The 24045-nt window shown below is 61.8% G+C and carries 23 protein-coding genes; 13 read left to right on the top strand and 10 right to left on the bottom strand.

The annotated features are described in order from the left end of the window. Positions 1–52: 52 nt before the first annotated feature. On the bottom strand, positions 53–1396 hold the full coding sequence (gene pssA / locus KSS96_RS14175) for a CDP-diacylglycerol--serine O-phosphatidyltransferase (protein WP_017529007.1): 1344 nt from the start codon (positions 1394–1396) through the stop codon (positions 53–55). 124 nt (positions 1397–1520) lie between these two features. Between pssA and KSS96_RS14170 the strand changes: the two genes are divergently transcribed. Further along, positions 1521–2084 carry a TetR/AcrR family transcriptional regulator gene (locus KSS96_RS14170; RefSeq protein ID WP_065876885.1) on the top strand — a complete coding sequence of 188 codons (564 nt, stop codon included), beginning with the start codon at positions 1521–1523 and terminating at the stop codon, positions 2082–2084. A 40-nt stretch (positions 2085–2124) separates the two neighbouring features. Further along, a complete protein-coding gene (locus tag KSS96_RS14165) occupies positions 2125–2604 on the top strand; it encodes a nuclear transport factor 2 family protein (protein WP_017529005.1) in 480 nt (159 codons plus the stop codon). 72 nt (positions 2605–2676) lie between these two features. On the opposite strand, the gene KSS96_RS14160 is transcribed toward KSS96_RS14165, so the two are convergent. Both KSS96_RS14160 and KSS96_RS14155 read right to left on the bottom strand, forming a co-directional pair. Then, positions 2677–3825: a PQQ-dependent sugar dehydrogenase gene (locus KSS96_RS14160; protein ID WP_017529004.1), complete on the bottom strand. Its 1149-nt coding sequence runs from the start codon at positions 3823–3825 to the stop codon at positions 2677–2679. Positions 3826–3835: 10 nt separating this feature from the next. Beyond that, complete coding sequence (locus tag KSS96_RS14155; protein WP_017529003.1) at positions 3836–4150, bottom strand: hypothetical protein; 315 nt, start codon at positions 4148–4150, stop codon at positions 3836–3838. Positions 4151–4337: 187 nt separating this feature from the next. Between KSS96_RS14155 and ku the strand changes: the two genes are divergently transcribed. Continuing rightward, the gene (gene ku, locus KSS96_RS14150) at positions 4338–5177 is read left to right on the top strand and encodes a non-homologous end joining protein Ku (protein ID WP_135196300.1); all 840 of its coding nucleotides are present in this window, start codon (positions 4338–4340) and stop codon (positions 5175–5177) included. A gap of 24 nt (positions 5178–5201) precedes the next feature. Beyond that, positions 5202–7700 carry a DNA ligase D gene (gene ligD, locus KSS96_RS14145; RefSeq protein ID WP_135196301.1) on the top strand — a complete coding sequence of 833 codons (2499 nt, stop codon included), beginning with the start codon at positions 5202–5204 and terminating at the stop codon, positions 7698–7700. Between the two features lie 19 nt (positions 7701–7719). On the opposite strand, the gene lpxO is transcribed toward ligD, so the two are convergent. Beyond that, positions 7720–8619 (bottom strand): lipid A hydroxylase LpxO, encoded by a 900-nt coding sequence (gene lpxO, locus KSS96_RS14140; protein WP_017529000.1) that lies wholly within the window; start codon positions 8617–8619, stop codon positions 7720–7722. A 330-nt stretch (positions 8620–8949) separates the two neighbouring features. Here lpxO and KSS96_RS14135 point away from each other — a divergent pair, with 330 nt between their 5' ends. The 4 genes from KSS96_RS14135 to KSS96_RS14120 all read left to right on the top strand — a co-directional run bounded on the left by KSS96_RS14135 (position 8950) and on the right by KSS96_RS14120 (position 13755). Continuing rightward, on the top strand, positions 8950–9354 hold the full coding sequence (locus tag KSS96_RS14135) for a TIGR03067 domain-containing protein (protein ID WP_017528999.1): 405 nt from the start codon (positions 8950–8952) through the stop codon (positions 9352–9354). Positions 9355–9475: 121 nt separating this feature from the next. Beyond that, positions 9476–10714, top strand: coding sequence for an MFS transporter (locus KSS96_RS14130; protein WP_217854964.1), 1239 nt, complete (start codon positions 9476–9478; stop codon positions 10712–10714). A gap of 142 nt (positions 10715–10856) precedes the next feature. Further along, a complete protein-coding gene (locus KSS96_RS14125) occupies positions 10857–12443 on the top strand; it encodes an ABC-F family ATPase (RefSeq protein ID WP_026067350.1) in 1587 nt (528 codons plus the stop codon). 136 nt (positions 12444–12579) lie between these two features. Continuing rightward, positions 12580–13755 (top strand): MFS transporter, encoded by a 1176-nt coding sequence (locus KSS96_RS14120; protein ID WP_017528996.1) that lies wholly within the window; start codon positions 12580–12582, stop codon positions 13753–13755. On the opposite strand, the gene KSS96_RS14115 is transcribed toward KSS96_RS14120, so the two are convergent. Together KSS96_RS14115 and KSS96_RS14110 are read right to left on the bottom strand one after the other, a co-directional pair. Then, a complete protein-coding gene (locus KSS96_RS14115; protein ID WP_017528995.1) occupies positions 13749–14786 on the bottom strand; it encodes an alpha/beta hydrolase family protein in 1038 nt (345 codons plus the stop codon). The two genes, KSS96_RS14120 and KSS96_RS14115, sit on opposite strands and share 7 nt — an antisense overlap. Positions 14787–14997: 211 nt before the next feature. Next, positions 14998–15609: an FMN-dependent NADH-azoreductase gene (locus KSS96_RS14110; protein WP_017528994.1), complete on the bottom strand. Its 612-nt coding sequence runs from the start codon at positions 15607–15609 to the stop codon at positions 14998–15000. Between the two features lie 125 nt (positions 15610–15734). Here KSS96_RS14110 and KSS96_RS14105 point away from each other — a divergent pair, with 125 nt between their 5' ends. Both KSS96_RS14105 and KSS96_RS14100 read left to right on the top strand, forming a co-directional pair. After that, positions 15735–16643: a LysR substrate-binding domain-containing protein gene (locus tag KSS96_RS14105; RefSeq protein WP_017528993.1), complete on the top strand. Its 909-nt coding sequence runs from the start codon at positions 15735–15737 to the stop codon at positions 16641–16643. Beyond that, entirely contained in the window at positions 16640–16996 is a 357-nt protein-coding gene (locus KSS96_RS14100) for an MmcQ/YjbR family DNA-binding protein (RefSeq protein ID WP_017528992.1), read from the top strand. The genes KSS96_RS14105 and KSS96_RS14100 overlap by 4 nt, the downstream gene beginning before the upstream one ends. Here KSS96_RS14100 and KSS96_RS14095 read toward each other — a convergent pair. Continuing rightward, entirely contained in the window at positions 16985–17368 is a 384-nt protein-coding gene (locus tag KSS96_RS14095; RefSeq protein ID WP_017528991.1) for a DUF1294 domain-containing protein, read from the bottom strand. The genes KSS96_RS14100 and KSS96_RS14095 overlap by 12 nt on opposite strands. Next, positions 17365–18195 (bottom strand): undecaprenyl-diphosphate phosphatase, encoded by an 831-nt coding sequence (locus KSS96_RS14090; RefSeq protein ID WP_017528990.1) that lies wholly within the window; start codon positions 18193–18195, stop codon positions 17365–17367. The genes KSS96_RS14095 and KSS96_RS14090 overlap by 4 nt, the downstream gene beginning before the upstream one ends. Positions 18196–18425: 230 nt before the next feature. On the opposite strand from KSS96_RS14090, the gene KSS96_RS14085 reads away from it, so the two are divergent. From KSS96_RS14085 to KSS96_RS14075, 3 genes are all read left to right on the top strand, one after another. Continuing rightward, the gene (locus tag KSS96_RS14085) at positions 18426–20060 is read left to right on the top strand and encodes a methyl-accepting chemotaxis protein (RefSeq protein WP_017528989.1); all 1635 of its coding nucleotides are present in this window, start codon (positions 18426–18428) and stop codon (positions 20058–20060) included. 115 nt (positions 20061–20175) lie between these two features. Beyond that, positions 20176–20739, top strand: coding sequence for a nicotinamide riboside transporter PnuC (gene pnuC, locus KSS96_RS14080; protein ID WP_017528988.1), 564 nt, complete (start codon positions 20176–20178; stop codon positions 20737–20739). Further along, a complete protein-coding gene (locus KSS96_RS14075) occupies positions 20736–21272 on the top strand; it encodes an AAA family ATPase (RefSeq protein WP_017528987.1) in 537 nt (178 codons plus the stop codon). Before pnuC ends, KSS96_RS14075 begins: the two co-directional genes overlap by 4 nt. A 30-nt stretch (positions 21273–21302) precedes the next feature. Here KSS96_RS14075 and xth read toward each other — a convergent pair whose 3' ends face one another. After that, positions 21303–22097 (bottom strand): exodeoxyribonuclease III, encoded by a 795-nt coding sequence (xth, locus tag KSS96_RS14070; protein WP_017528986.1) that lies wholly within the window; start codon positions 22095–22097, stop codon positions 21303–21305. Positions 22098–22157: 60 nt separating this feature from the next. Continuing rightward, positions 22158–23882, bottom strand: a complete 1725-nt coding sequence (gene ggt / locus KSS96_RS14065) for a gamma-glutamyltransferase (protein WP_017528985.1) — start codon at positions 23880–23882, stop codon at positions 22158–22160. Positions 23883–24045 lie beyond the last annotated feature (163 nt).

Genomic DNA, 24045 nt, shown 5'->3' with positions numbered 1-24045 from the left:
GAAATTCCCAACGCTGTGAGTGCAATGCCTGAGCCGCGCGATAGACCCAGGCTTACAAGATGCGATAGAGCAAACGTTCAATCCGCACCCGGCTGACACGCCGTAGGAATTTGCCGACCGCCTCCGGGTAATCCGGCAGCGTCTCCAGTTGCTGGTAGCGCTCGATACGCGTGGTGTGCTGGAAAATCTGCCCCAGCTCACTTCGGCGCGGCGCCAGCCACTGCCCTTGCGGGTCATCGATCAACAAGGCGTTTTCCAGGTCGAGGCGGAACGCACGCGGGTTGAGGTTGTTGCCGGTCAGCAAGGTGTAGCGCTCATCGACCCACATGCCCTTGAGGTGGTAGGTGTTATCGCCGTCGCGCCACAGGTGCAGGTTGAGCTGGCCTTTGTCGATCATCGGCTGATGGCGCTTGGCGAAGCGACGCAGGCTGATTTCGTACAGGTAAGGCAAGGCCGCGATGACCTTGAACGGCTCGCTGGGTGGGATGTAGAAGTCGTTGGCGGTCTTGTCGCCCACGATGATGTCGATCTTCACGCCACGCGCCAGGGCGCGGTTGATCTCGCGGGTCACCGGCAGCGGCAGGTTGAAGTACGGTGTGCAGATGGTCAGTTGATGCTGGGCGCCGGCAATCAGCTCCAGGATCACCCGGCTCAGCGGGTTGTTCTTGCCCACGCCGAGCAGCGGGCTGACCGACAGCTGGCCGTTGGGCAACTGCCCCGCCGTGGTGTCATAGGCCGCGTGTTTGAGACGGCTGCGCAGGTCGCCGATGTCGTTGCGCAGGCTGCGGGTAGTCGGCGGGTTCGGCAGGTCCAGGCGGTGCACGGCCTTGGACGCCACCAGGCCGTGTTCCACCAGGTGTTGCATCGAGTCGGCCAAGGGTTTGCTGTGGATCAGGTGGTACCGGTCGAAGCGGTATTTGTCGAACTTGTGCAGGTACACATTATTCAGGCTGGCGCCGCTGTAAAGCACGCTGTCGTCGATCACAAAACCCTTGAGGTGCAGCACCCCGAACAGTTCGCGGGTTTGCACCGGCACCCCATACACCGGCACTTCGCTGGCGTGGCGTTGGGTCATGGCCTGGTACCAGGCGCTGTTGCCCGGCTGTTTGCCGGCACCGATCAGCCCGCGCTGGGCGCGCAGCCAGTCCACCACCACCACGATGTCCAGTTCCGGGCGCGCGGCCTTGGCGGCGTGCAACGCGTCGTAGATTTCCTGCCCCGCTTCGTCGTGCTGCAAATACAGCGCAACGATGTAGATGCGGCGGGTGGCCTGGGGGATGAGCTCCAGCAGGCGACGACGATACGCGTCAGCACCGGACAGCACTTCAAGGGTGTCTGGCGTGAGGGCAAAACCACGTAGTTTGGGCAACAGGGAGCGTTTGAAGAACGACGGCATAAGGCTCGCAATGGGTCGAATCCGAAGAGGCCCCGAGCTTACACCATGGGTGTGCTCAGGTCTCGCTGCCTGACATGGAAAAAGCCGATTGACCAAGAAGAACGATCGTTCTACTGTCACGAGCATGAACGACATGACCCGTAATGAAACGCGCGACATCATCCTCGACGTCACCGAAAAACTGCTCTATCGCCATGGCATCGCCGCCACTGGCATGGACTTTCTGGTGAAAACCGCCGGTGTGTCGCGCAAAAGTATCTACCGCTACTTCGCCAATAAAGACGAGTTGGTGATGGCCGCCCTGCAACGTCGCGATCAGCGCTGGATGGATTGGCTACGTGGCGAAGTGGAACGCGTCGACGACAGCGGCGAGCGCTTGCTGGCGCTGTTCGGCGCGCTGAAAACCTGGTTTGCCTCAGCGGACTTTCGCGGCTGCGCCTTTATCAATACCAGCGGTGAAACCGGCGACCCGCACGACCCGGTCCGCCTGCTGGCCAAGGCCCATAAACAGAAACTGTTCGAGTACGCGCTCGAACTGTGTCAAGTCCATGGCACCCCCGAGCCCGAACGGCAGGCCGCGCAACTGCTGATCCTGATCGATGGCGCCATTACCGTTGCCCTGGTGATGGGCGACTCAACCGCCGCCGATAACGCGCAATGCATGGCGCGAACCTTATTGGGGCTATGAATACACCGCTGCGCAACTTCGTTTTAACAGGAGCCGTCAAATGTCAGCCACCCCACAAACACGCCCGCCGCTGCCGCCGTTCACCCGTGAATCGGCCATCGAAAAAGTCCGCCTGGCCGAAGACGGCTGGAACTCCCGGGACCCGCAACGGGTATCCCTGGCCTACACCCCGGACACGCAATGGCGTAACCGCGCCGAATTCGTTTCCAGCCGCGAAGAAGCCAAGGCGTTTCTCACGCGCAAGTGGGCCAAGGAGTTGGACTATCGGCTGATCAAGGAGCTATGGGCCTTCACCGATAACCGCATCGCCGTGCGCTATGCCTATGAATGGCACGACGACTCGGGCAACTGGTTTCGTTCGTATGGCAATGAGAACTGGGAGTTCGACGAGAACGGCCTGATGGCCCACCGCTTTGCCTGCATCAACGATAGGCCGATCAAGGAAAGCGAACGCAGGTTCCACTGGCCGTTGGGCCGGCGCCCGGACGAACATCCGGGGCTGTCCGACCTGGGCCTGTAAACCTGTGGGAAGGGGCTTGCTCCCGATAGCTGCCCTGCTGTCATCGGGAGCCGGCCCCCTTGCCTGTGGTGGCTAGTCCTGGTTCAACCCCACCCGATACAGCGCGCCGTCATCCTCGTCGGTGAGCACGTACAGAAACCCGTCAGGCCCCTGCCGCACGTCGCGAATACGTGCCTTCAAGCCGCCTAGCAAGCGTTCCTCATGCACCACTTTGTCACCCTCGAACTGCAAGCGAATCAGTTCCTGGCTGGCCAGCGCGCCGATAAACAGGTTGTGCTGCCACGCCTTGAAGCGGTCACCGTCATAGAACGCCATGCCACTGATGGCCGGCGACTTCTCCCACACATGGTGCGGCGCCACGGTGCCTTCGGCGGTCTTGCCCTTGGCTTCGGGAATCGGCGCCAGGGAGTAGTTGATGCCGTGGGTGGCCAGCGGCCAGCCGTAGTTTTTGCCACGTTCGATGATATTCACCTCATCGCCACCCCGTGGGCCATGTTCGTTTTCCCAAATCGTGCCGCTCCAGGGGTTCAGCGCCAAACCCTGCGGGTTGCGCTGGCCGTAGGACCAGATTTCGGGGCGCACGCCCGGCTGGCCGACAAAAGGGTTGTCATCCGGCACGCGACCATCCGGGAAAATCCGCACGACCTTGCCTTGCAGCTTGTCCAGGTCCTGGGCGGTAGGCCGTTCGTTGTTTTCTCCCAGGGTCACGAACAGGTAGCCATCGCGATCAAACGCCAGGCGCCCACCGAAGTGGTTGCCGGTGGAGAGCTTCGGCTCCTGGCGCAGGATCACCTTGAAATCCACCAAGCCGCTGAGGTCGGCCGCCAGGCGTCCACGGCCCACGGCGGTGCCGGCCGTCCCGCCTTTGCCGCCGCCTTCGGCATAAGACAAATACACCGTGCGGTCCTGCTTGAAGTCCGGCGACAGCACCACATCAAGCAAACCACCCTGCCCCTTGGCCCAGACGTCAGGCACGCCACTCAACGGGGCGGAGAGTTTGCCGTCGGGGCCGACAAACCGCAGGTGCCCTGGCCGTTCGGTAACCAGAAAGCCCTGCCGGTCCGGCAGGAAGGCCACCGCCCAGGGGTGGTCCAGGCCTTTGGCGATCGGAGTTACCGTGATACTGCCTTGCTCACTGGGGAACTGCTGGATATCGGCCGCATAAACAGGCGTCAGGATCATTGCGCACAAGGCGGCTGACAGGGTTTTGCGTAGCAACATAGAGGAATCCTTACCGGCGATTGCCGTTGGCATCATAAGTGGGGGCTTTGGTCTCGGTGGCCGGGCGGCTGGGGGCGGCTTCGCGCTGGGGATAGCGGTTGCCGATGCCGCGGTTTTCCAGGGTGGGCGGGCGCGTGGTCGGCCCGGTCTGAATACCCCGAACCGCCGGCGCACTGGGCTGGGTGCCCTGCATGCTGTTGGGGTTGGCCCGGTGGATCGGGCCGTTGTTCGGGTTGTTGTTGCCGGGCAGGTTTTGCGCCTGGGCGAACGGCCCCAGGCTCAGGCCCAGCAATAACGCGGCGACATGGCGTACACAGGTGTTCATGACAAAGCCTCTCTGGGACGAGGAGTACGTGCTTTCGATGCCACGCTACGCCTGGGGTTCGGCTTTGGTAACTAAATACTTCCTCATCAGATGTAACACGATCTGTCCGCATATCCGTCCGGCGAAACTTTTCCCACCGCGTTCAAGTCACCAGAACACACAGGCTTCTTATAAAGGAATCGTACTTATGCCACGGGCAATCTGGAAAGGCGCCATCAGCTTCGGCTTGGTTCATATCCCCGTGTCACTGGTCTCGGCCACATCCGCCGAGGGCGTGGACTTTGACTGGCTGGACAAGCGCAGCATGGACCCGGTGGGCTACAAGCGCATCAACAAAACCACCGGCAAAGAGGTGACCAAGGAGAACATCGTCAAGGGCGTGGCGTTTGAGAAAGGCCGCTATGTGGTACTCAGCGAAGAGGAGATTCGCTCGGCGCACCCCAAGTCCACCCAGACCATCGAAATCATCGCCTTCGTCGCCAGCGACCAGATCCCCTTGCCGAACATCGACACCCCGTACTTTCTGGCCCCGGATAAACGTGGCGGCAAGGTCTATGCGTTGCTGCGCGAAACCCTCAAGAAAACCCGCAAGGTCGCGCTGGCCAACGTGGTACTGCACACCAAACAGCACTTGGCGGCCGTGATGCCCCTGGAGTCCGCCATGGTGCTGGTGATGCTGCGCTGGCCCGCCGAAGTGCGCAGCCTGGACCAACTGGAACTGGGCAGCGACGTCACCCAGCCGAGCCTGGCCAAAGGCGAACTCGACATGGCCAAGCGCCTGGTGGAAGACATGAGCGCCGACTGGCAGCCTGACGAATACCGCGACACCTTCCAGGAAAAAATCATGGCCCTGGTGGCGAGGAAGGCCAAGGCCGGCAAGATCGAAGACGTGGAATCCCAGGAGGCCGGCGAAGAACGCAAGTCGGCCGATGTGGTTGACCTCACCGAGCTGCTCAAGCGCAGCCTGGCGGGTAAGCCGGCGGCGAAAAAAACGGCCGCGAAAAAGTCCACCAAGAAGGCCTCCTGAGCCCGCCGTACGTTGGAGAAAGCCATGGCAAAGCCTCTGAGTGAATACAACCGCAAGCGTGATTTCAACATCACCGCCGAACCCTCCGGCAGCGCGCCCGCCGGCAAGCGCAAGGCGTCGGCGCTGTCGTTCGTGATCCAGAAACACGATGCGCGCAACCTGCACTATGACTTTCGCCTGGAACTTGACGGTGTGCTCAAGAGCTGGGCGGTGCCCAAGGGCCCCAGCCTGGACCCCAGCCAGAAACGCCTGGCCGTGCATGTGGAGGATCACCCGCTGAGCTATGGCGCGTTCGAAGGGAGCATCCCGGCCGGCCAGTATGGCGCCGGCGATGTGATCGTCTGGGACCGTGGCGTCTGGCAACCCCATGACGATCCGCACAAGGCCTACGCCGCCGGCAAGCTCAAATTTACCCTGGTCGGCGAAAAACTCTCGGGGGACTGGGCCTTGGTACGCACCCGCTTAAGGGCCAGCGGCGACAAGCAACAATGGCTGCTGATCAAGGAAAAAGACACACAGGCACGCCCCGCCGCCGACTACGACATCGTAGAGGCCGAACCGAAAAGCGTGCTCAGCGATGCCTCGGTCGGCACATCCAAGGTCGACAAACCCAAGCCCAAGCCCAAGCGCCGGGCAACAGCGCAAAAGGCCGCGGCCGACCTCCCCGAACACTTCACGCCGCAGTTGGCGACCCTGGTGGACCGCGCACCGGAAGGCGACTGGCTGTATGAAATCAAGTTCGACGGTTATCGCATGCTGACGCGCATACGCGATGGCGAAGTGCGCCTGTTTACCCGCAACGGCCATGACTGGACTGACCGCTTGCCGCGCCAGGCCAAGGCGCTGCAGGCGCTCAAGCTCAAGGACAGTTGGCTCGATGGCGAAGTGGTCAGCCTCAACGGCGAGGGGTTGCCGGATTTCCAGGCGCTGCAAAATGCCTTCGACATCGGCCGCAGCCTGGACATCGTTTATTACGTGTTTGACGCGCCGTTCCTCGCGGGGCAAGACATGCGCCACAAACCCGTAGAAGAACGCCGCGCGGCACTCAAGTCGGCGCTGGCGGGCAGCAAGAGCAAGCTGCTGCGGTTTTCCGAAGCGTTCACCGCCCATCATCAGGATATTTTTGAAAGCGCCTGTGACCTCGCCCTGGAAGGCGTGATCGGCAAACGTCGGGGCAGCCCCTATGTGTCCAGCCGCAACGCTGACTGGATCAAACTCAAATGCCGCTTGCGCCAGGAGTTTGTGATCGTCGGTTACACCCGCCCCCAGGGTTCGCGCAGCGGTTTTGGCGCCCTGCTGCTGGCGGTCAATGACGATGCCGGGCTGGTCTATGCCGGCCGGGTGGGCACCGGTTTCGACCAGGCGTCGCTGGCCAGTATCCACGCGCAACTCAAGCCATTGGAGCGTACGTCTTCGCCGCTGCAAAAACCCTTGACCAGCGCCCAGGCGCGCGGAGTGCATTGGGTAGAACCGAGCCTGGTGGGCGAGGTGCAGTTCGCCGAATGGACCCGCGAGGGCGTGGTGCGGCAGGCCGCTTTCGTGGCGCTGCGCAGCGACAAACCCGCCGCGCAGATCGTGCATGAACAGCCGCGCACGGCCAAATCGCTCAAGGCGCAGCCCGCCAAAAAGGCCACCAGCGGGGTGAAGATCACCCACCCCGAGCGCGTGATCGACCGGCAAAGCGGCACGCAAAAACAGCAGCTGGCGCAGTTTTACGACAGCATCAGTGAGTGGATCCTGCCCTTTCTGCGCAATCGACCGGTGTCGTTGTTAAGGGCGCCGGAGGGCATCGAGGGCGAGCAGTTCTTTCAGAAGCACGCCGAACGCCTGGCGATTCCCAATATCACCCAGCTGGACCCTGCGCTGGATCCAGGCCATGCGCGGCTGATGCAGATCGACAATGCCCAAGCGCTGGTGGGCGCCGTGCAAATGGGCACCGTCGAGTTGCATACATGGGGCGCCACCACGGACAAAATCGAAACGCCGGACCTGTTTGTACTCGACCTCGACCCGGACCCCGCCCTGCCCTGGAAAACCATGCTGGAAGCGGCGCGACTGAGCTTGTCGGTGCTCGACGAGCTGGGGCTTGATGCGTTCGTCAAAACCAGCGGCGGCAAAGGCCTGCACCTGGTGGTGCCACTGGCGCGGCGTGATGGCTGGGACACGATAAAGGCCTTCGCCAAAGCCATTGCCCAGTTCATGGCGCAACAACTGCCCGAGCGCTTTACCGCCACTTCGGGGCCGAAAAACCGGGTGGGCAAGATCTTTATCGACTACCTGCGCAATGCTCGCGGCGCCAGCACCGTGGCCGCCTATTCCGTGCGTGCGCGGCCGGGGCTGCCAGTGTCGGTGCCGGTCAGTCGCGAGGAGTTGGAGCACGTGCGCGGCGCCCAACAGTGGACGGTGGCCAACCTGCAGCAGCGCTTGCAGGCGTTGAAAGACGATCCCTGGGCGGGGTATGCCAACCGGCAGAAGATCAGCAAAAAAATGTGGGACAAGCTGGGCGCCCGCCCCCCGCAGTAAAGGGCGCCCCGGCCAGGTCTCAGATCAGGATAAAAACCAGCGCCAATGCCGCGAAGATCGCCCACTTCTCCAGGTAGTAGCGCATGCGGTTGCGCTTTTTCAGCTCTTTGCCGCGCAAGCGAATTTTGTACAGCCGGGTGAAGGCGCGGTTAAGCCCGCCGGTCTTGTCGCCATCATCGTTGGGGGAGCCCGCGGCAGCCATCACCGTGCGGCTGAACCAGCGATTGAACGCGGCAGCCCAGCGGTACTTCATCGGGCGTTCGATATCGCAGAACAAAATGATGCGGTTGTGCTGCGTGGTGTTCTCGGCGAAATGGATATAGGTCTCGTCGAACATCACCGGCTCGCCGTCGCGCCAGTAGTAGTTTTCGCCGTCCACATTGATGTAGCAGCCCGGATCATTCGGCGTGTCCAGGCCCAAGTGATAACGGTAGGAACCCGCATAGGGGTCGCGATGACGCACCAACTTGGAGCCCGGCGGCAACTCGGCGAACATCGCCGCCTTGATCGAACCGATGCTCTGCACCAACTGCGTGGTACGCGGGCACAGCTTCATCGCCGATGGGTGGCTGTCGCCGTACCACTTGAGATAGAAACGCTTCCAACCCGATTTGAAAAACGAGTTGAAGCCCACGTCGTTATATTGCTCGGAGCGCTTGATCGCCCCGGCGCGCATCAGGTCCTGGCCTTCCTGGCGGATCTCTTCCCAGTGTTCCTGCAACGGGCTCAGGTCGGGGAAGTCACTGGGCGACAGGTAAGGTCGGCTGGGCAGCTTGGAGAAGAGATAAAGCAAGCAATTGACCGGCGCCAGGAAGGTCGAATGATCACTGAGCTGGCGGCCCAGCTTGTGTCGCACCCGGCCGCGCAGATGAACATACGCAATGGAGGCAACATAGAGAGCAACAATGATGAGTTTCAAGGGATTTCGTCACACGTCAGAAGAGAACAGGCTGCTCCCGCGTGCCCACGACGGCCGGGGATGGATGCAGCACCTGAAATCACAATTCAAACCGTCATCACGAAGCGGTTGGAGGGCGCCGGTTCGTGACCAGTGGTAGTTATTTAGCCACAGATTGTAACCAAAAGTTAATCAAGAATTGTGAAAAGCTGTCTATTGGCCAGTCAAGTCGGCCAAGCCGCCGCGCGCAAAAAAGCAGACATTTTTCTACGCCCGGTTACACTTCAGCCGGTTCAGTACGCGGCAACCGGCTACCGCCGTCGCTTAGCCCTTCAGCAAAAAGGAAGTTGCATGTCATCCCTTTCAGACCCCGATTTTCAAGCCCTGCAAGGTACCTGGGAGCAAACGCGCCTCGAAGACAGCGGCGTGCTCAACCCCGCCGACGCCCACAGCGCCCCTGGGGCAATTACCACTATTTCGGGTGACCGCTTCGAAGTCCGAACAGTCGACGGCGCGGTGTTGCTCAAGGGCCGTTTTTTGCTCGACAGCACCACCACGCCCAAGAGCATTACCTGGGTAGACGCCATCGGGGATGACGCCGGCAAATACCTGCCCGCCAGTTATCGCCTGGAGCAGGACGAGTTTGTGTTTATTGCAGCGGACGAGCACCAGCCCAGACCGCAGGTATTCAGCACGGGCCCCGGCCAAACCATGCGTACGTTCATACGGCGTGCCCCGCATAACCGTGGCGCCTAGAAAAGAAGCCCGACGGCCCGGGATTGAAAACACTGGGCCGCGCGCGAAACTAATCCGCAGCCTTACAAGTCATTAAAGCAATCCGTGTTCAGCCGTTGAACGCGCTTCGGAAGATCTCGCCGTGGCCCATCGCTCCGACCTGCGTAATACCTTGTCCCTGGACAGCCTGAATTTCTTCCTGGCGGATGTGCGTGACGGCCTTGGCCCCTACCTGGCAATTTACCTGCTGGCGGTGCACCAATGGGACCCGGCCAGCATCGGTGTGGTCATGACGCTCGCCGGTATCGCGGCCTTGATCACCCAGGGCCCGGCAGGCGCGCTGATCGATCGTACCCGCAGCAAGCGCGCGGTGATCGCCGTGGCGGCGCTGCTGGTGACGGCCAGTTGCCTGATGCTGCCGTTTGTCAGTTCATTCGGATGGGTCGCGTTGACCCAGGCCGCCAGTGCCGTCGCCGCCTCGGTGTTCGCGCCGGCAATCTCGGCGATTTCCCTGGGCATTACCGGGCCGCGCGCGTTTACCCGTCGTACCGGACGCAACGAAACCTTGAACCACGCCGGTAATGCGGTGGCCGCGCTATTGGCCGGCGGCCTGGCTTATCTGTTCGGTCCCGTGGTGGTGTTTTACCTGATGGCCTTTATGGCGGTGGCCAGCGTTATCGCAGTCAGTTGCGTGTCGGCCAGGGCAATCGATCATGACGTCGCGCGCGGCTTCGACCCGGCCCATCACACCGACCACGAGCAACCCTCGGGCCTTGAGGTGTTGCTGGCCAACCGCCCGCTGCTGCTGTTCGCCATTTGCTGCGCGCTGTTTCACCTGGCCAATGCCGCGATGCTGCCGCTGGTCAGCCAGAAGCTGTCGCAGATCAACCTGCAGATGGCCACGCCCCTGACCTCGGCATGCATCGTCGCCGCGCAATTGGTGATGGTGCCGGTGGCCTGGCTGGTGGGGGTCAAGGCCGATGTGTGGGGGCGCAAGCCGCTGCTGCTCGCCGGTTTCTTGATCCTGCCATTGCGCGGCGTGCTGTACACCTTGTCGGGTGATCCCTACTGGCTGGTGGCGGTGCAGTTGCTCGACGGCGTGGGCGCGGGAATCTTCGGCGCGCTGTTCCCGGTGATCGTCAAGGACCTGACTCAAGGCACCGGACGCTTCAACGTCAGCCTGGGTGCCCTGTCGACGGTGTTTGGCCTGGGCGCGGCGTTGAGCAACAGCCTGGCCGGTTTCGTGGTGCAACAGGCGGGCTACAACGCGGCGTTCCTGACCCTGGCCGGCGTAGCAGCCGTGGCATTGGCGCTATTGTGGCTGGCGATGCCGGAAACCTTGGCAAAACCATCTTTCGCGTGCCATACAACTGTCGCCTGACATATGCGACAATGCGCGCCAAATTCCAACACACATCCCCCATTTTTTGCTCAGCGACCGGGTTTCGCGCCTTGATGTCGCTGTTGATGCCTGCCTGACGGCGCTTGCCGCCATGCTCGCAACCCATTGATAGGTAAAGTAATTGATCTCCACAGCTAACATCACCATGCAGTTCGGCGCCAAGCCGCTCTTCGAGAATGTCTCGGTCAAGTTCGGCGCCGGTAACCGTTATGGTTTGATCGGTGCCAACGGTTGCGGCAAGTCGACCTTCATGAAAATCCTCGGTGGCGACCTTGATCCGTCCGGTGGCCAGGTCATGCTCGAGCCGAACGTGCGCTTGGGTAAACTGCGCCAGGACCAGTTCGCCTACGAAGAATTCACCGTGCTCGACACCGTGATCATGGGCCACGAGGAGCTGTGGAAGGTCAAGGCCGAGCGTGACCGTATCTACTCGCTGCCCGAAATGAGCGAAGACGACGGCATGGCCGTGGCCGAGCTGGAAACCGAGTTCGCCGAAATGGACGGCTACACCGCCGAATCCCGCGCCGGTGAGCTGCTGCTGGGCCTGGGTATTCCCCTGGAACAACACTTCGGCCCGATGAGCGAAGTGTCGCCTGGCTGGAAGCTGCGCGTATTGCTGGCCCAGGCGCTGTTTTCCGACCCTGAAGTGCTGTTGCTCGACGAACCGACCAACCACTTGGACATCAACACCATCCGCTGGCTGGAAAACATCCTGACCCAGCGCTCCAGCCTGATGATCATCATCTCTCACGACCGTCACTTCCTGAACAGCGTGTGCACCCACATGGCTGACCTGGACTACGGCGAGTTGCGCCTGTTTCCGGGCAACTACGACGAATACATGACCGTGGCGACCCAGTCGCGCGAGCAACTGCTGTCGGACAACGCCAAGAAAAAGGCGCAGATCTCCGAGCTGCAATCGTTCGTCAGCCGCTTCTCGGCCAACGCCTCGAAAGCCAAGCAGGCGACTTCCCGTGCCAAGGCGATCGACAAGATCCAGCTGGCCGAAGTCAAGCCGTCGAGCCGTGTGAGCCCGTTCATCCGTTTCGAGCAGAACAAAAAGCTGCACCGCCAGGCGGTCATGGTCGAAAAGATGGCCAAAGGTTTCGACGGCAAGCCGCTGTTCAAGGATTTCAGCTTCCAGGTTGAAGCCGGCGAGCGCGTGGCGATCATCGGCCCGAACGGTATCGGCAAGACCACCCTGCTGCGCACCCTGGTCAACGAACTGACCCCGGACGCGGGCAGCATCAAGTGGACCGACGCCGCGGAGCTGGGCTACTACGCCCAGGACCACGCCCACGACTTCGAAGACGACATGAGCCTGTTCGACTGGATGGGCCAGTGGACCCAGGGCGAACAAATGATCCGTGGCACGCTGGGCCGCATGCTGTTCTCCAACGACGAGATCCTCAAGTCGGTCAAGGTGATCTCCGGTGGTGAGCAAGGCCGCATGTTGTTCGGCAAGCTGATCCTGCAAAAGCCGAACGTGCTGATCATGGACGAACCGACCAACCACTTGGACATGGAGTCCATCGAAGCACTGAACCTGGCGTTGGAGAACTACCCGGGCACGCTGATCTTCGTCAGCCACGACCGTGAGTTCGTGTCGTCCCTGGCCACCCGCATCATCGAGCTGAGCGCCGATGGCGTGATCGACTTCAGCGGCACCTATGACGATTACCTGCGCAGCCAGGGCGTGGTGTTCTAAGTACAACGCTCAGCGGCAAGCACAACGCAGGACCCACATGTGGGAGGGGCAAGCCCCTCCCACATTGATATTGCGGTGGCGTCAGAGTCGGGTTATGCCATCATGGCCCTTACCGCCCGCCAGCGAACGAATGTCCATGCCCAACGCCGCCCCCTCCTCCCTGTCGATCACCCTGCAGATCGTCTCCATCGTCTTCTACACCTTTATCGCCTTTATCTGCATCGGCCTGCCGATTGCGGTGATCCCTGGCTATGTACATGAGCAACTGGGTTTCAGCGCGGTGGTAGCGGGGCTGACTATCGGCTCGCAGTACCTGGCCACCCTGCTCAGCCGCCCGATGGCCGGGCGGATGTCGGACAACGTCGGCACCAAGCGTGCGATTGTGCTGGGACTGGCCGGCATCCTGATCAGTGGCGTGCTGACATTTTTCGCGACGCTGCTGCACGGCATTCCCGGCTTGAGCCTGGGCATTCTGATCGTCGCCCGGCTGTTGCTGGGCGTGGCCCAAGGGTTAATCGGCGTGGGCACCATCAGTTGGTGCATGGGCCAGGTTGGCGCGGAGCATACGGCGCGTTCGATCTCCTGGAACGGCATCGCCTCTTATGGCGCCATCGCCATTGGTGCGCCGCTGGGCGTGGTGATGGTCGCCGAGTACGGCTACAACAGCCTGGGGCTGGCACTCACCGTGCTGGCGGCGTTGGGCCTGGTGCTGATCCGCAACAAGCCATCGGTGCCGGTGGTGCGCGGCGAACGCCTGCCGTTCTGGGCGGTGTTCGGGCGTATCGCCCCGTTTGGCGCCAGCTTGTGCCTGGCGTCCATCGGCTACGGCACCCTCACCACCTTTATCACGTTGTATTACCTCAATCGCGGCTGGACCGGCGCGGCGTACTGCCTCACGGTGTTTGGCGTGTGCTTTATTCTGTCGCGGCTGGTGTTTATCTCGGCGATCAGCCGTTTTGGCGGCTTTCGCGCGGCGATTGCCTGCATGGTCATCGAAACCCTGGGCCTCACGCTGCTCTGGCTGGCCCCTACCACCGGCGTAGCGTTGATCGGTGCCGGGCTGACCGGCTTCGGTTTATCGCTGGTGTACCCGGCGCTGGGCGTGGAAGCCATCAAGCAGGTGCCCAACAGCAGCCGTGGCGCCGGGTTGAGCGCCTACGCGGTGTTCTTCGACCTGGCCCTGGCGATTGCCGGGCCGTTGATGGGCTTTGTAGCGCTGAACCTTGGCTATGGCTGGATTTTCTTCTGCGCCGCGCTGCTGTCGGTCACGGCATTGGGCTTGACCTTGCTGCTTCAGCGGCGCGCTTACTGATCAGCCGTTTGCAGGCCGGCGCGGGTAGGTTCGCTGAGGGTGTGGGCGAAAAAGCGTCCGGCCTCGGAAATAAGGTCGCGGTGAATGCCTTCGCGGTCGACGCCGTCGGCATCCGTGCAGATGGCCGGCATTGCCGCCAGTTGGTCGCTGTCGCACGGAGCCATGAACACGAAGTGCCCTGCCCCGGCCAGCAGTTTGAAATCCGGCGGCTGCGGCAGTTTGCGCGCCAGGGCCGCAGCGTTTTTGTCCACGGCCACCAGCTTGTCACCGTCACCGCTGTAGAGCAGCACCGGCACATGCACGTCGGCCAGGGTGTGCCGACCAAACATCAGGCTCAGGGGTGCCATCAACATCAGCGCGTGGATACGTGGGTCGGACTGCGGCTGCAAGTCATCCCGGTCGACCACCAGCTCGCCTTTGGTGGTACAGGCATCACGGTCTTCGGGGCGCTCCTGGCAATAGCGGCGCAGGCGATCGAAATCCGGCTTGGCACCCGCCAGGATCAATGCCGTCTCGCCGCCGGCGGAATAGCCGATAACGCCCACTTGGTCGACGTCAACGAAGGGGGACAGCATCGGGTCCGCCAGGGTCGCGGTGATGGCTTCGGAAATCTGGATCGGCCGCCCATATAGGTTGCTCAGCGTCCCCAGGCGGCTGTGATCTTTATAGTTGTCGCCGGGGTGCAGCACCGCCACCACCACAAACCCTTTGCGCGCCAGCGAGGTGGCCAGGTCATGCAACGCCAGTGGCGTGCCGGTGTTGCCATGGGACAGCATCAGCATCGGGAAACGGCCGATGGCGATCTTGGAGTCTTCCGTGGCGGCGACGTGATAGGCGCCCACCTGCGTGCTGTGCTCGGTGTCGGTGGAGGGATAGAACGCGACGGCCTTCATTGGCTGCAAATCCAGCGGGTCGAGAAACGTCATGCGATGAAAGCCCACACTCCAATGAGGGTGCGGCGCGGGCGCGGCGTGCACTGAAATCAGGCTGCCGAGCAGGGAAAGAACCATAACAGCACAAAGACGCATCATGGGGATGTCCACCTTTGCTGCGTGAGAACCGACATGTCGAATGAAAAGCCCAGGGTGTCGAACCCATGCTTGCACAACCTGGGCCACATTAAAAAAGACCGCGGGCAAACGAAAAAACTCCGCACTCCGGTCGCGTTCAGGCGAGCAGAATACAGAGTTTAGGCGCCCGGTTTCAGATTGAAACCGGGGGACAGCGAAATTTACACAAGCCTTACGCGGCGGCGAACAATTGTTCGTTGATCAGTACGTTGGCGTCGCTCATGGACTTGCTGCGCACTTCATCACCGTAGGCCAGGCCTTCGGCACGCACGATTTCGATATCGGTGATGCCAAGGAAGCCGAACAGCAGTTTCAGGTAGCCCTCGTGGGCCGCACCGGTGGCTTGACCGGCATGCATGCCACCGGAGGTAGACACGATGATGACTTTTTTGTTGCCGCACAGGCCTTCCGGGCCGGCTTCGGTGTAGTGGAAGGTCTGGCCGGCCACGGCGATGCGGTCGATCCAGGCTTTGAGCTGAGTCGGGATGGTGAAGTTGTACATCGGCGCGCCCACCACGATGGCGTCGGCGGCAAGAAATTGCGCCAACGACGAGGCACTCAGCTCGGCTTCGTGCTTTTGCGCGGCATCGCGCAGCTCAGCGGCGGTGCCCAATGCACCCAGCGTGGCGCCGGAAAAGTGGTTGATAGCGTCGTCGGCCAGGTCGCGGTAAGTCACTTCCACACCCGGTTCGGCCGCCTGCCAGGCTTTGACAACGCCGGCGCTGAGCTGACGGGAAGCCGAGTTGTCGCCGAGGATGCTGGAATCGATGTGCAACAGTTTCATGGTAGGTCTCCGAATGGGATCGACGGTGGCGATCAGATGGTGGTGATACTACGTATGAAACCAATGTTCGATAAGCCGTCTGAAATGCGATAGTTTGTCCCACTGACAGGACAATAGGCTCCACCATGCAAGACCTTAACGACCTCTACTATTTCGCCAAAGTTGTCGAAGCCGGCGGTTTCGCGGCCGCCGGTCGGCTGTTGGGCATTCCCAAGTCACGGCTGTCGCGGCGCATTGCCGAGCTGGAAGAACGCCTGGGCGCGCGCCTGCTGCAACGCACTACCCGGCAGTTGACCCTGACCGCCGTTGGCGAGCGCTACCTGCGTCACTGCCAGGCAATGCTGCTGGAAGCCGAGATGGCCGATGAGGCCGTGGCGAGTATGTCCAGCGAGCCGCGCGGGCGGTTGCGAGTCACTTGCCCGGTGGGCTTGGCACAAAACATGATGCCCGACGTGGTTGCCGGGTTCCTCGCCGCCCACCCCCAGGTGCAATTGGAAATGACCCTGGTCAATCGCCGTGTCGACCTGGTGGCCGAAGGCATCGACGTGGCCCTGCGCGTGCGCGAATTGGGCGACGAGGACCCGCTGTTGGTCACCAAGCGCCTGCGTCCGGCCCAGACCGTGCTGGTTGCCAGCCCCAACTTTCTAAACGGCCGCCAGGTCAGCACCCTCGATGACCTCAAGCACTTGCCGATACTTGGCGCATTGGAGGCCGACCGCATGGTGCACCAGCGTATGCTCGACCCTCGGGGCAACCCGCACGACCTGGTGATGGAAGCGCGGTTGGGCGTGGATGACTTCAACGTACGCAAGGCCAGCGCGATCATGGGCCTGGGCTTTACCGTGCTGCCGATGATGTATTGCGAGGAAGAGCTGGCCAGCGGTCGCTTGGTGCAACTGCTGCCCGAATGGTCGTTGCCCGGCGGCTGGCTACAGGCGGTGTACCCCCATCGACGTGGCGTACTGCCGGCCATTCGCGCTTGGATCGATTATCTGGAAGAAGGCTTTAAAAGCTGCGGAGACCGCCTGCTATGAAGATGACCGAAGAACACGTCGCCACGTTCTGCCTGAGCCTGCCCGGCGCGCGGGAGGACTACAAATGGGGTGGCGTGCGGGTGTTTTCAATTGCCGGCAACAAGATGTTCGCGTTACAGAACCTGCGCGGCGACTCGCTGGCGTTCAAGGTCGATAAAGCGTTGTTCCTGGGCCACGTGGACCGCCCCGGCATCCACCCCGCGCCGTACCTGGCGCGTGCGCAGTGGGTGATCATGAACACGCCCTACCCGCTCGGCGCCGAGGAGCTGCGCGGCTTGTTGCGGCGTTCCCACCAACTGGTGGTGAGCAAACTGCCCAAGCGCACGCAGATCGGCTTGCTGCTAGAGGACTGACAGCCAGCTGCCGCCCAGGAACAACTGGTCCAGCCAGAATACTTGATGCAGCAGCACGATCACCCAGAACAGCACCTGGTAAGACACTTTGCGCGTCTTGTGGCGCAACACCTGCTGGGCAATCAACGCGCCTGGCCAACCGCCTGCCAGTTCCACCGCATGCAGGATGTTTTCCGGGGTGCGCCAACTGTCGGTGCGCGCCTTGCGCTTATCGCTCCAGTACAGCAAAAACGCGACCACACTGACCAGACCGTAGGCCGCCAGCGGGATCACGGTTTCACCGCGCCGCCACACCCCTATCGAGCCCAGCAGCGGCGCCGCGCACAACAGCGCAAAGATCGCCGCCTTCAAGCGCGGATGCTGGATGCTCATGCCTTGGCCGCTGCCCAGTCGATCCAGCCGAACTGCCAGGTCGCCAGGATCAACAGGCCAAACCCGATGCGGTACCAGGCAAACGCCGCATAGCTATGGCTGGCGATGAACTTGAGCAGCCCCTTGACCGCGATCATCGCAAAGATGAACGAGGTCACAAAACCGATGGCGAACACCGGCAGGTCCGCCGGTTGGAACAGGTCGCGGTACTTATAGCCCGAGTACACCGCCGCACCGACCATGGTGGGCATGGCCAGGAAGAATGAGAACTCGGTGGCGGTCTTGCGCGACAGGCCGAACAACAGGCCGCCAATGATGGTGGAGCCGGAGCGGGACGTACCCGGGATCATCGCCAGGCACTGGGCGAAGCCGACCTTGAGTGCGTCTTTCCAGGTGATGTCGTCGACACTCTCGGCGTGCACCTCATGCTCGCGGCGCTCGGCCCACAACATGATGATGCCGCCCACCACCAGCGCCGTGGCCACGGTGATCGGGTTGAACAGGTAATGGTGGATCAGGTCGGCGAAAATCACGCCCAGCACCACGGCGGGCAAAAACGCGATCAACAGGTTGAGTGTGAAACGCTGGGCGTTGCGCTGGGTGGGCAAGCCGGTGACCACATCCAGAATCTTGCGACGGAACTCCCAGACCACCGCCAGGATGGCGCCGAGCTGGATGATGATATTGAACGCCATCGCGCGTTCGCCGCCGAAGTCGAGCAAATCGGCGACGATGATCTGGTGACCGGTGCTGGAAATCGGCAGGAACTCTGTAAGCCCCTCTACTACGCCAAGAATCAATGCCTGAATGGCGGTCCAAAAATCCATGCTTCCCCCAAAGGTCATGCGCGGTGGCATGCCTTATCAATCTTTTTTAATGGTTCACTGACCGAGCGCGCGAAAGGCCCGGCGTTGATGGCGATCAATGCCGGCCTGCAAAATTTCGTGAAAAATCAGACAGTACTCAGGTTTTGCGACTTCAGGCCGAAAGCCTATCAGACAAGGCGTAAAAGTCGATGCGACGCCCACAATTATAAAAAGCCCGGAGTGACAGGACGATGAACAGTTTGCGCAATATGTCGATCAGCCGCCGCCTTTGGCTGATCCTGATAGTCGCCGTGCTGATGCTGCTGGCCTTGGGTTTGCTGATGCTCAAGCAGATTCATGACGATCTTTACCAGGCCAAAAGCCAACAGACCCAGCACGTGGTCCAGACCGCCAGCGGGATACTGACGTTTTATCACAGCCTCGAAACCACCGGCGTGATGACCCGCGAAGCCGCGCAAAAACAAGCCCTGAGCGCAGTGCGTGGGTTGCGTTATAGCCATGATGATTATTTCTGGATCAACGACCTCACGCCCGTGATGATCATGCACCCGACCAACCCCAAGCTCGACGGCCAGAACCTTTCGGCTATCCGCGATCCGGACGGCTTTGCGATCTTCAACGAGTTCGTCAGCCTGGCCAAGGCCAAGGGCGCCGGCATCGTCAACTACCGCTGGCCCAAGCCCGGCTCCGAAGCGCCGGTGGCCAAGACCTCGTATATCCAACTGTTTGAACCCTGGGGCTGGATCATCGGCTCCGGCGTATACGTGGACGATGTGCAAGCCGAGTTCAGCGCCCAAGTGTGGAAAGCCTCGTTCATTGTGCTGGGCATCGCGCTGCTGATGGGTTTGCTGGTGGCGTTGATTGCCCGCAGCATCGTGCAACCGTTGCAGGCCGCAGTGAACGCCATGGGTAATATTGCCAGCGGCGAAAGCGATCTGACCCGCAGCCTCGACACCCACGGCCGCGACGAAGTCACCCAACTGTCCCAGCACTTCAACAGCTTTACCGCGAAGCTGCGCCAGGTGGTGAGCCAGTTGCAGTCGTGCGCCAACGCCCTTGGGCAATCGTCCACGGAGATGGGCAATAACGCCAGCCAGGCCCATGACCGCAGCCAACAGCAGTCGCAGCAGATGGAACTGGTGGCCACCGCCATCAATGAAGTCACCTACGGCGTGCAGGACGTGGCCAAGAACGCCGAACATGCCGCCAGCGAAATGCGCGAAGCCGAAGCACAGGCCCAACAAGGCCAGGTCAATATCGACGGCAGCCTGCAGCAGATCGATCAGCTGTCCCATACCATCAGCCAGGCCGTTGAAGTGATCCGCACCCTGTCCAGCGAAAGCACACAGATCGGTGGCGTGCTGGAAGTGATCCGCTCCATCGCCGACCAAACCAACCTGCTGGCCCTGAACGCCGCCATCGAAGCGGCACGTGCCGGCGAGCAAGGTCGCGGGTTCGCCGTGGTGGCCGACGAAGTGCGCCTGCTTGCCCAGCGCACGCAAAAATCCACCGCCGAAATCCAGGTGATGATCGAGCGCCTGCAAGGCCACTCGGAAGCGGCGGTCAAGGTGATCAGCGACAGCCACAGCGCCTCGCAACTCACCATCGAGCAAGCAGGCCAGGCCGGCGCCAGCCTCACGGCCATCGGCCAGGCCCTGCGCAACCTCAACGGCCTGAACGCCTCGATTGCCAGCGCTACCCTGCAACAAGCGCACGTGGTGGAAGACATCAACCAGAACGTTACCGAGGCTGCGGGCTTGTCCCACAGCACGGCGATAGCCGCAGAGCAGTCGAGCCTGGCCAGTACCCAGTTGCGCGGTTTGAGCGACCAACTCGACGGCCTGCTCCGCCAATTCAAGGTCTGACGTACATATCAAGATGTGGGAGGGGGCTTGCTCCCACATTTGCCCTTCAGTGTTTTGAAGATTGCTTACCTCTGGTTACAATCACCGCCCTCTCCCACTCCCCCAAGGATCCGCCATGTCCGGGCTTGAACTGATCGCCGCCGCCCTGGGGGTGATCGCTGTCTGGCTGACGGTCAAGCAAAACCCGTGGTGCTGGCCCATCGGCCTGGTGATGGTGCTGCTCTATACCTGGGTGTTCTACGACGTGAAACTCTATTCCGACATGCTGCTGCAAGTGGTCTATGCGGCGCTGCAGGTGTATGGCTGGTGGCAATGGACCCGCGCCGGCGAAGTCAAGCACGGCCGCCAGGTCACCCGGCTGGGAGTGCCTGCGGTGATGGCCAGCCTGGCCGTGGGCGCAGTGGGCAGCCTGTTGCTAGGCGCCGCCATGGCCCACTGGACCGACGCCGCGCAACCGTGGCTCGACGCCGCCCTCACCGGCTTCAGCCTGGTCGCGCAAATGTGGATGGCGCAAAAGCGCGTGCAATGCTGGCCGTTGTGGATTGCGGTGGATGTGATCTTCGTCGGGCTGTTCCTCTATAAAGGCCTCTATCTCACCGCCGCGCTCTATGCGCTGTTCACTGTGATCGCCGTGCAAGGCTGGCGTGAATGGCGCGCCGACCCGGCGTTGCAGCCATGAAGGTAGTGGTGCTGGCCGGCCCCGAATCCAGCGGTAAAAGTTGGTTGGCGGCGCAGCTGCACGCGCATTTCGGCGGCTTGATGGTCGGCGAATATGTGCGGCATTTCATCGATGTTCATCAACGCGACACCTGCCTGGCGGATATTCCCGCTATCGCCCACGGCCAACTGGCCTGGGAAGACGCCGCGCGCGCAGCAAAGCCCAGGCTGCTGATCCTCGACACTCACCTGCTCACCAACAAGCTCTGGAGCCAGACCTTGTTCGGCGATTACCCCGCCTGGCTCGATGACGAGTTGCTGGCGCGCCACTACGACCTGCACTTGCTGCTCTCGCCCGAAGATGTCGAATGGACCGCCGACGGCCAACGCTGCCAACCGGAGCTGGCGGACCGCCGCGCGTTTTTCCAGGCCAGCCTGCACTGGATGCAGCAGCATCGCCAGCCCGTAGTGGTGATTCGCGGGGATTGGGCCGCGCGGCGCGCCCAGGCGTTCGCCGCCGTGACGCAGTTGCTCGCCACGCCCTCACCCGCCTGACGGCAGGCCGGATGCTGATCGGCGCGGGCATCAGCGCTTTTTACGCGTGCCCAGTTGAATCCAGGTCGGCGCATGGTCACTGGCGTGGGGCTCGTTACGCACCCAGGCGTCCACGCCCGCGTCTTTCAAGTACGGCTTGAGTGCCGGGTTGAGCAGCAGATGGTCGATGCGCAGGCCGGAATTTTTTTGCCAGTGCTGACGGAAATAATCCCAGAACGTATACACACGCTCCTCGGGATACAGGTGCCGCAGGGCGTCGGTCCAGCCTTGGTCGAGCAGCCGCCGGTAACAGGCGCGGCTCTCGGGTTGCAGCAAGGCATCCTTGAGCCAGGAGCGCGGGTTGTAGATGTCCAGGTCAGTGGGCACCACATTGAAATCCCCCGCCAACAGCACGGGATGCTTGCTGGCTTGCAGCGCGCCCGCGTAGTCGATCAAGCGCTCGAACCAGGCCAGTTTGTAGTCGAATTTCGGCCCCGGTTGCGGGTTGCCGTTGGGCAAATACAGGCAGCCAACCAACACGCCGTGCACGGCTGCCTCGATATAGCGGCTTTGGTTGTCGTCGTCATCGCCGGGCAAACCACGTCGGCTTTCCAGCGGCTGGGCGTCCCGCGCCAGGATCGCCACACCGTTCCACGCCGCCTGGCCCAGGCAAATCGCACCGTAGCCGGCGCTTTCGAAGTCGGTGTAGGGGAACAGGCTTTGCGGTGCCTTGAGTTCTTGCAGGCAGACGATGTCGGGCTGCTCGCGCGCCAGCCATTGCAGCAGGTTGGGCAGGCGCGCCCGCAGACCATTGATGTTGAAGGTGGCAATTTTAAGCGCTTTCATGGAACGGGCTCCTTCCAGGGCTCTTTGGGTAGAGCCTGGAAGGTGGGTCGATGTTCCGTCTTAGTAACCCAGCGACAGCCCGGTATTGCGACGCGGGTCATTCGCGCCGTAGAAGCGGTTGTTACCCACCGGTTTGCCCCCCAGGGATGGCGCGCCTACCAGGATCGCCGCCAAGTGGTTGGCATCCTGCGGGCCCGCGAACTGATGGCCCCAGCTTTCGAGGATCTTTTGCGTGTCCGGGCTGACCGCGAAGGTCTCCAGATTGGTGGTTTGCGGCATCCACTGTTGGTGGAAACGCGGCGCGTCGACCGCTTCCTGGATGTTCATCTTGTAGTCAATGACATTCAGGATCGTCAGCAAGGTCGCCGTGATGATACGGCTGCCGCCCGGCGTGCCCACGACCATCACGGCCTTGCCATCCTTGGTAACGATGGTCGGGCTCATCGACGACAGCGGCGCCTTGCCTGGGGCGATGGCGTTGGCTTCACCCTGCACCAGGCCATACATGTTCGGCACGCCGACCTTGACGGTAAAGTCGTCCATTTCATCGTTGAGGATCACGCCGGTCTTGCTCGCCATCACGCCCGCGCCGAACCAGTCGTTCAAGGTGTACGTGACGGAAACCGCGTTACCCCACTTGTCGACGATGGAGTAATGGGTGGTGTTGTTGCCTTCATGGGGCGACACGCCCGGCTTGATCGCCTGGGAGTCACCGGCCTTTTGCGGCTCAATCGCGTCGCGCAGCTTGGTCGCATAGTTTTTGTCGAGCAGATGCTCGATCGGGTTCTTCACAAAGTCCGGGTCGCCGAGGTAGCTGTTGCGGTCCACGTAGGCGTGGCGCATCGCTTCGATCTGGTAGTGCAGGCCCTGGGCCGAGTGATAGCCCAGGTCGGCCATCGGGTAGCCTTCGAGAATGTTCATGATCTGGCAGATCACTACGCCGCCCGAGCTTGGAGGCGGCGCCGAGACCACGTGGTAGCCACGGTAGTCGCATTCGATGGGCGCCAGTTCGCGGGTCTTGTATTTATCCAGGTCCGCCTGGGTGATGATGCCCTTGCCGGCCTGGCTGGAATCCACCAGCGCCTTGGCGACCCAGCCTTTATAAAAGCCGTCCGCGCCCTTGGCGGAGATTTCCTTGAGGGTCTTGGCCAGGTCTTTCTGTACCAGCTTCTGGCCCACCTGCATCGGTTGGCCGTTGTGCAGGAAGATACCGCGCAGGTCCTTGTCTTTTTCGAACTCGCCGGTGGCGGTGTGCAACAGGTCGATATCCCCTTGCTCCAGGGCGAAGCCGTTTTCCGCCAGTTTGATCGCCGGGGCGATCACCTGGGCGCGCTTGAGCGTGCCGTATTTGCTCAGGGCCAGCTCCATGCCGGAAACCGTGCCGGGTACGCCGACGGCCAGGTGGCCCTTGGCGCTGAGCCCTTCGATGACGTTGCCGTCCTTGTCCAGGTACATATTGGCGGTAGCCGCCAGCGGCGCTTTTTCGCGGAAGTCGAGGAAGGTCTTGCGCCCATCCGCCAGTTGCACGGTCATGAAGCCGCCGCCGCCCAGGTTACCCGCCGCCGGGTAGACCACCGCCAGCGCGTAGCCCACGGCCACCGCCGCATCCACCGCGTTGCCGCCCGCCTTGAGCACATCCACGCCCACATGCGTTGCCAGGTGCTGGGCCGTCACCACCATGCCATTTTCACCGGCCACCGGGGCCTGGGACGCGGCGTGCACGCCACTGACCGTCAACACCAGCGCGGTGGCAATCAAGGTACGGCTGAAGGGTTGGTATTTCATCCATGGCTACTCTGGTTATTGAGATGCACCAAAATAGCCCGTGGCGGGTTTAATCCCCAGCGCAATGGCGTTTTTATTACAGAACTTGTCGGTCACAGAACGGCCATCAAAACACCCATGCTATATTTCGCGCCACTTTCCGCCGCCTCCCAGACACGAGCGC

The sequence above is a fragment of the Pseudomonas asgharzadehiana genome, from assembly GCF_019139815.1.
Lineage (GTDB): Bacteria > Pseudomonadota > Gammaproteobacteria > Pseudomonadales > Pseudomonadaceae > Aquipseudomonas > Aquipseudomonas asgharzadehiana.
Note: the sequence above shows the minus strand (reverse complement) of the source record. Positions and strands in the feature narration are given on the sequence as shown.